Consider the following 13,002-nt stretch of genomic DNA (forward strand, 5'->3'; position numbering starts at 1 on the left):
CCCACTCTTTCTTTCGTATGTTCACAAAAAGGCAGTACGAATAATCAGCCGTACCGCCTTTGGTTTCAAACATTATTTAACCGATCACGTCGCTCATGTCATACATGCCGGCCGGTTTGCCCGCCAGGTAGATTGCCGCGCTGACTGCTCCTTTCCCAAAGATTGCTTTGGAGTAGGCCGTGTGATGAAATTCAATGACTTCATCCTGTCCGGCAAAGATCACATCGTGCTGTCCGACTATGGTCCCTCCGCGGACCGCCGAAATGCCGATCTCTTTTTTCGGACGCTTGATCCTTCTCTGGCTTCGGTCATAAACATACTCATACTCGTTGTGAAGCGCTTCATTGACAGCGTCTGCCAACGCAAGGGCAGTTCCTGACGGCGCGTCTACTTTCAGTTTATGGTGTTTCTCTACGATATCAATATCAAAATCCGCATCTGCCAGCACCTTTGCCGCCGTATTCACAAGCTTTAATAAAATATTGACTCCGAGGGACATGTTGGCAGACCTTAAAATTGCGGTCTTTTTGCTTGTCTCCTCGACTTTTTTTAACTGTTCTTCACTCAGGCCCGTCGTACATAAGACAAGCGGTATCTGCTTTTCAGCCACATAGCTTAACAGACGGTCCGTGGCTTTGGAGGAGGAAAAATCAATGATTACATCGACGTCCACATTGCAGTCTTCCAAATTTTTAAATACCGGATATGGATTGTGTCCGTCGTCTTTAAAGTCTACTCCCGCCGCCATGACCGCACTTTCGGATTCTTCGATGATCTCGCTGATCACCTGTCCCATAGCACCATTGCAGCCGTGCATCATTACTTTTATCATTTGTGCTGCTCCTTAAAGAATTCCTGCTTTTTTCATAGATTCAATGAGTTCCTGTGCGTGGCCTTCTTCCATCTCTGTAAGCGGCCTTCTCACTGTATTGGCTCCAAAGCCCAGCTCTGCCATAGCTCTTTTTACAGGGATCGGGTTCACTTCACAGAACAGTTTATGGATCACGTCCATATACTTCATCTGAAGCTCCTGGCTGCCCTTTACATCTCCGTTTAAGAACTTCATGACCATATCATGAGTCTCCTGCGGTGCGATGTTGGACAATACAGAGATCACACCCTTACCTCCAAGAGATAAGACCGGAAGGATCTGATCGTCATTTCCGGAATACATGTCAAGTTCTCCGTCCGTCAGATAGAGGGCATCCGCAACCTGTGAAAGATTGCCGCTGGCTTCCTTCATACCCACAATATTCTCCACTGATTTGAAGATCTTTGCCGTCGTCTCAGGCTGAATGTTTACTCCGGTCCTTCCCGGGATATTATACATAATGATAGGAATGTTTACAGAATTACCTATACTCGTGTAATACTCGACCAAGCCTGCCTGTGTGGCTTTGTTATAGTATGGAGTTACAACTAAAAGCCCGTCGCTTCCGACTCTCTCCGACTCCTTGGCAAGATAAAGGGCTTCGTCTGTGCAATTAGCACCTGCCCCGGCAATGACCGGAACCCGTTTGTTGACGCATGAAACACATGCGGAAACGACCTCGATTTGCTCCTTGTGAGACATCGTGGATGCTTCCCCTGTGGTCCCGCAGATGATGATACTGTCGGTGCCGTGATCAATCTGATCGTCAATGACCCTTTCAAGCTGGTCATAGTCTACTGATAAGTCTTCTTTCATCGGCGTGATCAATGCAACGCCGGCTCCGGTAAATATAGCCATATACATTCCTCCTAATCTCTTATGTAACCTTATGATTCTTTAATTGCGTTAATGCAGTAGATGTCATCCACCCAGTCCTTCAAAGAATCAGGCAGCCTTCTTCCTGTCATGATGACTTCCAGTTCCTCGTCCCTTTCGGCGACCAAAGCCACCAGTTCCTCCTCAGAAAGAAGTCCAAGATCTAAAAGTCCGAGTACCTCATCAAGCACTAAGACATCGCACTGTCTGGTGTCAATGACCTTTTTCGTATAACAGAGGCCGTTGCCGATGAAATGCTCCTGCTCTTTCTTTTGTTCAGGCGTCAGATCCATATAGTGCTGTTCATACTTCTCAAAACTGAACAGCTGGATCTCTGGTTCCAGGCGTCTTATAAAGCTGATTTCCTCCGTGTCTTTTCCTTTCAGGAATTGAACAATAATGACTTGCTTCCCCTGTCCTGCTGCTTTGATGCAGTGGCCTAAGGCCGACGATGTCTTCCCTTTGCCCTGGCCGCAGTAAACTTCCACTCGTCCTTTCATCTTTTCACCTCAAAGAATCTTCCTTTAGTAATATCGCTTTATTATATCACCATTCCGGCAAAAAATCTATACATTATCGTACGAAGTACGTCCACCCGAAGGGTTTAAAATACGGTGTGCTCTGCGGTAATACCTAGTGAAATCCCCCGATTTTATGCTGACTTACCCGTATGTCCTGCAAAACAAAGGGTTTTACTCTTCTTCCGGGACCTTCATTTCCAGTTTATTCACAGACACTTCATATGCAGTCCTCTTTACAACTTCAAATTCACTGATCCGCTTCTGGTACTCACGGCTCTGAATCCTTCCCACAAGTTCAATCCTGGAGCCGATCTCAAGACTCCCCGCAAATCTGGCATTCCTTCCCCAGCAGATACAAGGGATATAATCGGATTTCCCGTAGGAGCGGTTCACAGCCAGCAAAATGTCGCAGATTTCTCTTCCGAGCGGCGTCATCCGGTAGACCGGCTGCTTGCAGATAAACCCGTCCAGCTGGATCTGATTCGGCTTAACGTCTTCCATAGAATCAAGGAACTCCAAATCCCTGACGAAGACGGACAAAATCAAATGGTTATGGTTTTCTTCATGTTTGTTATACGACCGGAACTGTCCGAAAGCCCTGAGATATTTCCCCCGGCAGTCCTTTGTAACGTCCACTAAACGTTCGGAAATCATCAATGGTATTTCATCAGTCGCTTCGCTTAACCTGTTTACTAAAAGTTTGACCATATAAAAACCTTCGCCAAAAATCTCATGGCTGTATTCAAAGGTGGATATAATCTCGCCCGCTACCTCCACTTGATTATTATTGATTCCTTTTTCTGTCATACTTTTTCTCCCTTCTTGTATCAATTCGTGTACTATACAGAGTATTCTAAACTGACAACAATTAGAAGAAAAATCCTTCGACAAAATATTCGGAAGGTTTTGACATTATTGTTTCTTATACGCCTGTCTTTTTCTCATCGTAGGGTCCAGAATTTTTTTTCGGATTCTGATATTTTCCGGAGTGATCTCCAGGAGTTCATCGGTGTCGATAAACTCTAAGGCCTGCTCCAGGCTTAAAATTTTCGGCGGCGAAAGCTTTAAAGCATCGTCGGAACCCGATGCACGGGTATTGGTGAGCTTTTTCGTTCTGCACACGTTCACCTCAACGTCCTCGGCTTTTCCGTTCTGCCCGATGACCATGCCGCTGTAAACCTTCTCTCCGGCTCCAACAAACAGCGTTCCTCTCTCCTGGGCCGCAAATAATCCGTAGGTCACAGTCTCCCCTGTTTCATATGCGATCAGGGAACCCTGCTTGCGGTATTGAATATCTCCCTTATAAGGTCCATAACCGTCGAATACTGTATTTAAAATGCCGTTTCCCTTGGTATCTGTCAAAAATTCTCCCCGGTATCCGATCAAACCTCTGGACGGAATAGAGAATTCAAGCCTTGAATAACCGCCTTTGGCAGAACTCATACCCTGAAGTTCACCCTTTCTCTGGCTTAATTTATCGATGACGGCTCCGGCAAACTCTTCCGGCACGTCAACTACGGCGATCTCCATCGGTTCCAGCTTTTTGCCTTTCTCATCTTCCTTATAGAGGACTTCCGCTTTACTCACTGCAAACTCATAACCCTCACGGCGCATGTTCTCGATCAGAACGGATAAATGGAGCTCTCCACGGCCGGATACCTTATAACTGTCTGTGGTATCGCTTTCCTCTACCCTTAAACTGACATCCGTATTCAATTCACGGAACAGCCTGTCCCTTAAATGCCTGCTGGTGACAAACTTTCCTTCCTGTCCGGCCAAAGGACTGTCATTGACCATGAACTGCATAGCAATCGTAGGCTCTGAGATTTTCTGGAACGGGATCGCAGCCGGCTCATCCATGTCACAGATCGTATCCCCGATATGAATGTCTGAAATTCCGGAAATGGCAACAATAGAACCGATGCCTGCCTCTTTCACATCCACTTTGTTAAGACCCTCGAATTCATATAACTTGGTGATGCGGACCTTTTGCTGTTTCTCTTCTTCATGGGCATTTACAACCATATACTCCTGGTTTACCTTGATAGAACCATTGTCCACTTTGCCGACTCCGATCCTTCCCACATATTCATTGTAGTCAATGGTACTGATCAATACCTGAGTCGGTTTCTCCGGATCTCCCTCCGGCGCCTCAATGTGTTCAATGATAGTGTTGAACAGCGGCTTCATATCTTTCTTCTCATCGGAAAGATCGGCAACCGCATATCCGCCCTTTGCGGACGCGAAGACAAACGGACAGTCCAGCTGCTTGTCGTCTGCGTCCAGTTCCATCAGTAATTCCAGTACTTCATCCACCACTTCATCAGGCCTTGCTTCCGGACGGTCTACTTTATTGACACAGACGATCACGGACAAGTCCAATTCCAGCGCTTTTTTTAATACAAACTTTGTCTGTGGCATAGGGCCTTCAAAGGCGTCTACTACAAGAACCACTCCGTTTACCATCTTTAACACACGCTCTACTTCGCCGCCGAAGTCAGCATGTCCCGGAGTATCAATAATATTGATCTTTACATCGTTATAGCGCACGCCGGTATTCTTTGACAAAATCGTGATACCGCGTTCCCTCTCAATATCGTTAGAGTCCATGACTCTTTCTTCTACTTCCTGATTTTCACGGAAGATACCGCTCTGTTTTAATAACTCATCCACCAATGTGGTCTTTCCATGATCTACATGGGCAATAATCGCAATATTTCTAATATCTTCTCTTACCATCTTTTACTCACTTTCCTTTAAAAAACGTCAACTTTTGTAGTTTAGCACATTCAGATATAAGATTCAAATATTACTCTCATTGTTTCCCAATGTAATTCCCTCATTCATTCTTTATTTCGTTCCGAAAATACGATCGCCGGCATCGCCGAGTCCCGGCAGAATGTATCCGTTTTCATTTAATCCCCTGTCTATCTCCCCACAGTAGATCTGAATGTCAGGATGTGCCTCCGACAGGCGTTTTACTCCTTCAGGCGCTGCTATGATGGAGACAAACTTTATCTGCTTTCCGCCCTTTTTTTTCACAAACTGAACCGCCGCATCCGCAGATCCTCCGGTTGCCAGCATGGGATCTACGATCAGGATCATGCGCTGGTCGATCCCTTCCGGCAGTTTGCAGTAATATTCTTTGGGTTCCAGAGTCTCTTCGTCTCTGTACATACCCACATGTCCTACTTTAGCAGACGGCACCAGGGACAGAATCCCTCCGGTCATGCCGAGTCCTGCCCTGAGGATCGGGACCAGAGCAAGCTTCTTTCCTTTAATAATCGGTGCCGTGGTTGTCTCCATCGGTGTCTTGATCTCGATTTCTTCCATCTCCAGATCCCTGAGCACCTCATAACCCATGAGCATAGAAATTTCTTCCACCAGTGCCCTGAATTCCTTGGTCTTGCACGTTTCATCCCTTAACTGGGAAATCTTATGTTTGATTAACGGATGGCTAAAAACAGTTACATTTTCGTTCATAACAGTTTCCTTTCTGTATCTTCTGTAGTTTCTGATAAAAATTTTATCACAAACAGGCCCACATAGAAATCCTTTCTATTCTATTTCTATTATGGTATGATATTTTCACGAATATGCTAAGAAAGGAACCTGATCTTCATGAACCATTTTGAGTTGATAAACCGATTATATAAAGAACAGATTTTGCCAAAAGAAGATTTTATACGCCTGATCGAACACAGGACAGCAGAGGATGCCGAATATCTTGCATCCCTGGCCCGGAAAGAAGCTCAGAAAATATATGGCACCGGAGTTTTCCCAAGGGGGCTCATTGAATTTACCAACTACTGCAAAAATGACTGCTTATACTGCGGTATCCGCCGTTCCAACCCAAATGTCAGCCGTTACCGTTTGACTGAGGAGCAGATTCTCTCCGCATGTGAAAGCGGATATGAGCTTGGATACCGAAGTTTTGTCCTTCAGGGAGGTGAAGACCCTTATTTTCATGATGAGCGTATAGTCTCTATTGTCTCCGCCATGCGCAAATCCTATCCAGACTGCGCTATCACCCTGTCCCTTGGGGAACGCTCACCGGAAAGCTACCAGGCTCTCTTTGAGGCGGGAGCCAACCGTTATCTCCTGCGCCATGAGACAGCCACCGAGGAGCACTATCAAAAACTTCATCCCGAAGCGATGTCACTGGCCCGCCGCAAGCAGTGCCTGTGGGACTTAAAAAAAGCCGGCTTTCATGTCGGTACCGGCTTTATGGTAGGTGCCCCCGGACAGACGGCTGCCCATCTGGCTGAAGATCTTCTGTTTATCAAAGAGCTGAATCCTAAAATGGTAGGGATTGGGCCGTTCATCCCTCATCACGATACACCGTTTAAGGACGAGCCGTCCGGCACAGCGGACCTCACAACTTATATGATCAGCATCCTGCGCCTGATGAATCACCATCTCCTGCTGCCTTCCACCACGGCACTTGGAACAATTGATCCGAACGGCCGTGAAAAAGGAATCCTGGCCGGTGCAAATGTGGTTATGCCGAATCTCTCCCCGATTGATGTCAGGAAAGATTATGCTCTCTACGACAACAAGATCTGCACCGGAGATGAGGCCGCCGAATGCGTAGGCTGTCTCGGACGCAGGATGGAAAGCATCGGTTATCACCTGGAATTTAGCCGCGGAGATTACCGGGAATATTTATAAATCCTGTCTCCCCTTCCGTTCGGCAGTTTCTTGCCGAATTTCCTATGGCTCCCGCATGATATAATGATTTATTTCCTCTTGCTGTTAAAGTGCCGCAATTACTGTCACAGCGATGATTGCGCTCAACTGCAGATTCACATTGAAGGACCAGCTCTCTGTTCAATGGTGATAGAGATACTCGAAGGCCTGTTCGTCTCCGCCTTTTGCCCTCTCTACATAAGGGCACAGCTTTTCATAAATATTATCTCTCTACATCCTACTACTCCTGTGTATTCTGCTTGTTACTATAAATTAATTATTCCCGAAACAAGATGCAAAAAACTGGAAATAAGTCTGCAAACATGGAGTTTCTTTTGTAGTGCCGTCTCTAACGGATTCTTAAAAAAGCCTGATAAACATCCACGGCCCCAAATCCCCATTCCCTGTTTGGATAATTTCGGTCCGGATCTCTCCTGGCTCCGCGGATCAGATAATTTTTCAGTCTCAGCGTGTTCATGATCAAGTCATTTTCTTTGACCTGACCCCACTCCAACAGCAGTGCCGCAAGACCCGCGACCACTGCCCCTGAAATACTGGCGCCCGTCTTCATCCCAAACCTGTTCCTTGGAAGGACTCCGATCACATTGACACCCGGCGCCGAAAAATCTGGCTGTATGGTCATGGTCCTGGGATATCCCCTTCCGCTTTCGATAAAAAAACTGTTATTGCTCTGATTATAAGTGGAAGGAGTAATGACCGGTGCCGCGTTTCCCGGTGCAGTCAGTGTATTATACGGTGTGGATTCCAAAAAATAAGTCTCATCGGTGATAAAATTCCGTATGGGAAGCCACATGTCAAACTCCCTGCTCCCTACATTTTCGTCTGTGACATGAACCTTCCATATTCCCTCTGCCGGGGCACGGAATCTCATGCGGATAAAAGGCGAACCAGTGGATATGTCAATGGTAAAATAATCTACGATGAGACTCGTCTGTTCCAGCAGAAATGTGATATTTCTTCTGCCCTTGTAGCCTCCTGATATTACACCGGTTCTCTGGCCGGAGGGCGATTCGATGTCCACAAAAAACTGGTTTGGCTGAAAGCCCCACAGTTCCGCCGTAAATCCATATTCCCCCGGTCCCACCTTTATTTCCACCACAACCTCTCCATCTGAGAGAGTACCCGCATAGTGATGTTTGGCCTGCCCTTCATTTCCCCCGGTCACAACGATCGCAATTCCCGGCTGGTATGCCAGGGCTGAAATCTGCCTGGCCAGCGGTGAAGTTCCGGTGTGGGAAGAAAGATTGGTCCCAAGTCCCAGATAGATCACAACCGGCATATTAAGTTCATCTGCCTTCTCCAGAACATAGCGGATCGCCAGCATGATATCTGATTCTGCATATACTTCCTTTGAAGGGTCAATACAGTAATATTCTTTCAGGTAGCTTTTTGCCTGTTTCAGTTTTACCACCACCAGCTCGGACCCTGGTGCGATCCCTGAAAAATTCTCTTCCTGTACTTCATTTCCCGCGATCATGCCTGCAAGAAATGTCCCATGCCCCGACGTATCCTGGCTCGGAACAATCTCCAGGGGATCTTCTGCCTGCAACGCCTTATCAATCTGCTCTTTTGTATATTCTGTCCCATATCCATAAGGCATTGGAGGATCTTCTCCCTGTATCGTCTGATCCCACATATATTGAATCTTTGTAGTCTGATTTCCCAGCTGGAACACAGTATTGGTATAGTCGATCCCTGTATCTATGACTGCTGCCAGGACTCCCTGTCCCGTAAGATCCAGCCCCGACCGCTGCACCTGGGCCGCCCCGGTCTCCTCCAGAACCTGCATATCCATGAGGCCGTAGCACCTGGGAATTGCATTTCCCGAAAAATTGGAGACAGGGGAAGCAGCCGCCTGCTGCTCATCTACATAGACGATCGCATATTGAAAATTCACCTGAGTGATGCAGTCTGTGTGATAAAAGTCCCGAAGTTCATTCGGATTGGTCCTGAATCCGGAAATAAAATCGCGGTAATTTTCATTGACTGCCGCACCAATGCAAGCATCCGGCATAAAATTCTCCCTAAAAATAATCTTGCTTAATAGTTATGAAATGTCTATTGAAATTATGATTTTTTCTCTATGAGATGATTTTGTGCAGTTTCCACATAATACCGGCTGCTTTCCCTGATATGGCGGATTTCTACTTCTGTTACCGGACGGACCACCTTTGCGGGACGTCCGAACGCAAGGCTTCCGTCCGGGATCACGGTTCCTTCCGTCACAAGGCTTCCCGCCCCGATGAAACAATGTGTGCCGATCTCGGCTCCGTTCATGATGATGCTTCCCATGCCGATCATTGTCTCATCCCCAATAGTGCACCCGTGAAGAATCGTGTTGTGTCCTACCGTCACCCGCTCCCCTACGAGAACCGGATGGCCTTCCTCCACGTGGACCGTGCAGTTTTCCTGGATGTTGGTCTGGTTTCCGATCTTTATACGGTTTTCGTCGCCCCTGACCACAGAGGAGAACCAGACAGAAACTCCGTCTCCCAATTCCACGTCTCCCAGCACTGCAGCCGTAGGTGCCTGATAATATGTCTTTTCCATAGTGTCTGCTCCTTAGATTCTTTCTGAAATTTCTCCTTTTCGGTATGCTGTCACGAGACAGCCCAGATCCTTAATGCTTTCCTTTATTCGTTTTCCGTTGTCCGTATCCCCGACCCGTTTCCTGCGGATCACCTTTTTAGACAGGACCGTATCTGAATGTATATCTGTTTCTTCACGGATAACAAAATCTCTGGATTTAAACGGCTCATGGGCAACCAGTTTAATTCCGTAAGAATTGGAAACGAGAGTATAACCTGCGATCCCTGTTTTTTTCTGGTATGCCTTTGAAAAGCCTCCGTCAATGATGAACAGCTTTCCTTTGCATTTGATTGGGCTTTCTCCGTCCTTGACAGCGACAGGCATATGGCCGTTGACGACATGACCTTTCATGCCGTCGGCATCAAACTCCTCCAGTATCTGGTAAAGGACTGCCTCTTCCTCGATCAGCTGATAATAATAATCCTTCGTCTCCTTTTTCAAGTCAGGGTCCTCCACAAAATAGCGCTCGAAGGTAGCCATCTTATCTTTTCCATACACCGGAGAATTTTCATTGGACCATATGTACCACATGATATCCTGTCCGTACTTTTTCTTCGGTGAATTTTCCTGCTCAAAATATCCCTGGCGGGCGTGGTGTTCCAGCACATCGCAGAGGGCCTTCCCCGCGTATTTCTTTCCGTTGATCTTCACCTGACGGAAACTTCCGTCTGCATTCAGCGGAACGCAGCCGTGATAGAGCACCATGTCGTTATATGTAAGATACATACTGCCTTTTGAAAAAAGAAACCGCACATGTTCCTGCAAATGAGCACAGTATTTGAACGAAGTAATCAAATGTTCCATCACATACTCTTCTTCTTTGGTCAGCCGGTACGGATCCTTTGGATCGATAGTCGGAAAATGAGTATCCTTTAACGGGTATTCTTTTCCCCGCATACAGATGGTGCCTTTTTCATAGTTGATCTTATCCAGAAGCAGGCGCTCCTCCATGCCGAAATCCGGTCTTCTCCTGATCAGACGGCCCTCCAGTTTAAATTGAATGACGGCAATGGCCTTGTGCATCTTTTTATTTAGATCCAGCTCCCTGACATCCTCTTCCTGGACATCCCCCGAGATCGTAAACAGTTCGCAGGGATCATCCTTATAACAGTCCAGCGCAAACCTCGCCAGAGGGATGAGATTGATTCCGTATCCGTTTTCCAGGGTATCCAGATTATTATATCTGGCGCTGATCCTCACCACATTGGCAATACACGCCCCGTGTCCGGATGCCGCTCCCATCCAGAGAATGTCATGATTTCCCCACTGGATATCCAGAGAATGATAATCCATCAGACAGTCCATGATCCGGTGTGCTCCCGGTCCGCGGTCATAGATATCCCCGATCACATGGAGATGGTCGATGGTCAGCCTCTGGATCAGATGGCCCAGGGCTGCGATCAGCTCCCTGACCTGCCCGGTCTTTAAAACCGTCTCGATGATCTGGTCAAAATACTCGTCCTTGTCCAGCATTCCGTGTTCTGTGATCAATTCCTCCATGATGTACGCAAACACCGGAGGCATAGCTTTTCTCACTTTCGATCTCGTATACTTGCTTGCGGCCAGCTTCGCCATGAGGATCAGCCGGATCAGCGTGGTCCGGTACCAGGAATCCAGCTCTTCTTCGGACAATTCCTCTTCCATCAGGTCCATCTTCTGCTCGGGATAATAGATGACAGACGCCAGATTCTTTTTCTCTTTGATGCTTAAAATATTGCCGAACTGGTCGTCAATCTTCCCCCTGATCGCCCCGGAACCGTTTCTCAATATGTGGCTGAATTTCTCGTACTCCCCATGCAGATCGGAAACGAAGTGCTCTGTTCCTTTGGGAAGATTTAAAATAGCCTGCAAATTAATAATTTCCGCAGAGGCCGCAGAAATGTTTGGGTACTGCTTGGACAATTCTTTCAAATACTTAAAATCATTCATACACAATCCTCCATAAAGCTATTATATCATCTCCTCAGCAAAAATATTAGGCAAAAAGCCAGATCATATGATCCGGCTTTTTTCTGTTATTGTCCCCGCAGTTCGATCACCGGCGTACCGTGATTTAAAATATAATCCCTGTTGATGATCACTCTTCCGATCGTGTCATCCTTCGGAATCTCAAACATGATATCCAGCATAAATTTCTCTATGATCGCCCTTAATGCACGGGCACCTGTCTTCTTTTCCAGCGCTTTTTCCGCGATTGCTTCCAGCGCACTTTCGTCAAATATCAGCTCAACTTCATCCAGCTCCAGAAGCTTCTGGTACTGTTTTAAGATTGCATTTTTCGGCTCTTTCAGAATACGGACCAGCATATCCTTTGACAGCCCTTCCAGCGTAAATACCATCGGGAGTCTCCCTAAAAATTCCGGTATCATACCGTATTCCCGCAGATCATCCACAGTGACTCTGGACAGAATGTTCTCGTCTTTGTCAAATTTATCTTTTAGGTCTGCATGGAAGCCGATAGATGTCTGCTTCATGAGACGCTTTTTGATGATTTCATCAAGATCAGGAAAGGCACCCCCGCAAATAAACAGGATGTTCTTTGTATTAATTGTCGTCATGGGCACCATGGCATTCTTGCTTGTTGCACCCACCGGCACTTCTACCTCCGCACCCTCCAGAAGCTTTAACAGCCCCTGCTGTACGGATTCTCCGCTGACATCACGGCTGTTGGTATTCTGTTTCTTTGCGATTTTATCGATCTCATCAATAAAAATAATGCCGTGTTCTGCCTCGTCGACATCATTGTCTGCTGCCTGCAGAAGCTTGGAGAGCACACTCTCCACATCATCTCCGATATAGCCAGCCTCCGTCAGAGAAGTGGCATCCGTAATGGCAAGCGGCACCTGAAGAAGCCTCGCCAGAGTCTTTACCAGATACGTCTTTCCGGAACCGGTAGGCCCGACCATGAGCATGTTGGATTTGTCGATCTCGATCTCTTCCATGGTGTTGGTCACCACCCGTTTATAGTGATTGTAGACCGCCACAGACATGACCTTTTTTGCATAATCCTGTCCTATGACATATTCATCCAGCATAGCCTTGATCTTGTGCGGTGCCGGAATATCTCTTAAATTTAATTCTTTTTTTTCTTTCTTTTTCTTCTTTTTATCTTTTTTCTTCACTGCCTGCGCAGGCGGTTCCTGCATATTTTCCATCAGACGGGATAAGTCCATATTGTTCAGGTCCATGTTTGTGGCATCGATAAAGCTGAACTGTCCGTTTCCCATACTGTCCATAGTTCTCTGCATACAGTCTACGCAGATATGTATATCCTTGGGAAGCGTGATCATCTTTCCGGTAATCGATTCCGGCCTGCGGCACAGATAGCAGTAGCGCTCCACATCATGGGTTTCGTCTTTCTCCTCAGTAGTTTTTGCAGGCACTTCTTTTTCTTCTAATTCTGTTTCATTTATTTCTTCAGACATTATTTGTACC

11 protein-coding genes are annotated in these 13,002 nt (G+C 46.7%); 1 reads left to right on the forward strand and 10 read right to left on the reverse strand.

Features of this window, described 5'->3' with window-relative positions; translation table 11 throughout:
- Nucleotides 1–76 precede the first annotated feature (76 nt).
- From dapB to upp, 6 genes are all read right to left on the reverse strand, one after another.
- Complete coding sequence (gene dapB, locus CI597_RS01090; protein WP_024726723.1) at nucleotides 77–832, reverse strand: 4-hydroxy-tetrahydrodipicolinate reductase; 756 nt, start codon at nucleotides 830–832, stop codon at nucleotides 77–79.
- Between the two features lie 12 nt (nucleotides 833–844).
- Nucleotides 845–1,729, reverse strand: a complete 885-nt coding sequence (gene dapA / locus CI597_RS01095) for a 4-hydroxy-tetrahydrodipicolinate synthase (protein ID WP_024726722.1) — start codon at nucleotides 1,727–1,729, stop codon at nucleotides 845–847.
- 29 nt (nucleotides 1,730–1,758) lie between these two features.
- Nucleotides 1,759–2,247 (reverse strand): cob(I)yrinic acid a,c-diamide adenosyltransferase, encoded by a 489-nt coding sequence (locus CI597_RS01100; protein ID WP_024726721.1) that lies wholly within the window; start codon nucleotides 2,245–2,247, stop codon nucleotides 1,759–1,761.
- A gap of 192 nt (nucleotides 2,248–2,439) precedes the next feature.
- Nucleotides 2,440–3,075 carry a single-stranded DNA-binding protein gene (locus tag CI597_RS01105; protein ID WP_024726720.1) on the reverse strand — a complete coding sequence of 212 codons (636 nt, stop codon included), beginning with the start codon at nucleotides 3,073–3,075 and terminating at the stop codon, nucleotides 2,440–2,442.
- Nucleotides 3,076–3,180: 105 nt separating this feature from the next.
- The gene (gene typA, locus CI597_RS01110) at nucleotides 3,181–5,007 is read right to left on the reverse strand and encodes a translational GTPase TypA (RefSeq protein WP_024726719.1); all 1,827 of its coding nucleotides are present in this window, start codon (nucleotides 5,005–5,007) and stop codon (nucleotides 3,181–3,183) included.
- Nucleotides 5,008–5,118: 111 nt separating this feature from the next.
- On the reverse strand, nucleotides 5,119–5,751 hold the full coding sequence (upp, locus tag CI597_RS01115; protein ID WP_006565577.1) for a uracil phosphoribosyltransferase: 633 nt from the start codon (nucleotides 5,749–5,751) through the stop codon (nucleotides 5,119–5,121).
- A 138-nt stretch (nucleotides 5,752–5,889) separates the two neighbouring features.
- Here upp and hydE point away from each other — a divergent pair, with 138 nt between their 5' ends.
- Nucleotides 5,890–6,939, forward strand: a complete 1,050-nt coding sequence (hydE, locus tag CI597_RS01120; protein WP_024726718.1) for a [FeFe] hydrogenase H-cluster radical SAM maturase HydE — start codon at nucleotides 5,890–5,892, stop codon at nucleotides 6,937–6,939.
- A 367-nt stretch (nucleotides 6,940–7,306) separates the two neighbouring features.
- Here hydE and CI597_RS01125 read toward each other — a convergent pair whose 3' ends face one another.
- The 4 genes from CI597_RS01125 to clpX form a co-directional block, all read right to left on the reverse strand.
- Nucleotides 7,307–8,992 (reverse strand): S8 family peptidase, encoded by a 1,686-nt coding sequence (locus CI597_RS01125; RefSeq protein ID WP_024726717.1) that lies wholly within the window; start codon nucleotides 8,990–8,992, stop codon nucleotides 7,307–7,309.
- A 53-nt stretch (nucleotides 8,993–9,045) separates the two neighbouring features.
- Nucleotides 9,046–9,528 carry a gamma carbonic anhydrase family protein gene (locus CI597_RS01130; protein WP_006565580.1) on the reverse strand — a complete coding sequence of 161 codons (483 nt, stop codon included), beginning with the start codon at nucleotides 9,526–9,528 and terminating at the stop codon, nucleotides 9,046–9,048.
- 12 nt (nucleotides 9,529–9,540) lie between these two features.
- Nucleotides 9,541–11,496, reverse strand: coding sequence for a fructose-bisphosphatase class III (locus CI597_RS01135; protein ID WP_006565581.1), 1,956 nt, complete (start codon nucleotides 11,494–11,496; stop codon nucleotides 9,541–9,543).
- An 86-nt stretch (nucleotides 11,497–11,582) separates the two neighbouring features.
- The gene (gene clpX / locus CI597_RS01140) at nucleotides 11,583–12,992 is read right to left on the reverse strand and encodes an ATP-dependent Clp protease ATP-binding subunit ClpX (RefSeq protein ID WP_024726716.1); all 1,410 of its coding nucleotides are present in this window, start codon (nucleotides 12,990–12,992) and stop codon (nucleotides 11,583–11,585) included.
- Between the last annotated feature and the right edge of the window lie 10 nt (nucleotides 12,993–13,002).

Origin of the sequence: Anaerostipes hominis (ex Lee et al. 2021), assembly GCF_002270485.1 — a bacterium.
Classification (GTDB): domain Bacteria; phylum Bacillota; class Clostridia; order Lachnospirales; family Lachnospiraceae; genus Anaerostipes; species Anaerostipes hominis.